The sequence below is a fragment of the Pseudomonas sp. HY13-MNA-CIBAN-0226 genome, from assembly GCF_040310305.1.
Classification (GTDB): Bacteria; Pseudomonadota; Gammaproteobacteria; order Pseudomonadales; family Pseudomonadaceae; genus Aquipseudomonas; species Aquipseudomonas gregormendelii.
In genome coordinates this window covers 1-263 of record NZ_JBEOPS010000341.1, presented here as the reverse complement: position 1 = coordinate 263, position 263 = coordinate 1, and the positions used below count along the sequence as shown (strand labels likewise).

Here is a 263-nt window from a genome sequence, read left to right as displayed (position 1 = left end):
CTACATCGGCTGCTGACGCATGCAATGCGCGGTGTTATTGCGATAAGACCAACATCCCTGTAGGAGGTGCCGAAGGCTGCGATCCATTGATCTTGATCTTATATAAATCAAAAGATCGCAGCCTCGTTTCACTAGACAGCTCCTACAAGGGAATCACGTTGTTCCGGGTTCGTCCGGTAGGCGCTGTCGCGTGAAACCAGGCTGCGCAGGTTTGCTTTTAAAACGTGACGTTGCAGCGCACGTCAACCTTGCCGCCGGTGGCG

Annotated in this window: 1 protein-coding gene; it reads left to right on the top strand. The window is 53.6% G+C overall.

All coding sequences use genetic code 11. The features are described from left to right. Positions 1 to 194: hypothetical protein (locus AAEZ05_RS29015; RefSeq protein WP_350650071.1), on the top strand; the 194-nt coding region annotated here is incomplete at its 5' end. Positions 195 to 263: the final 69 nt, after the last annotated feature.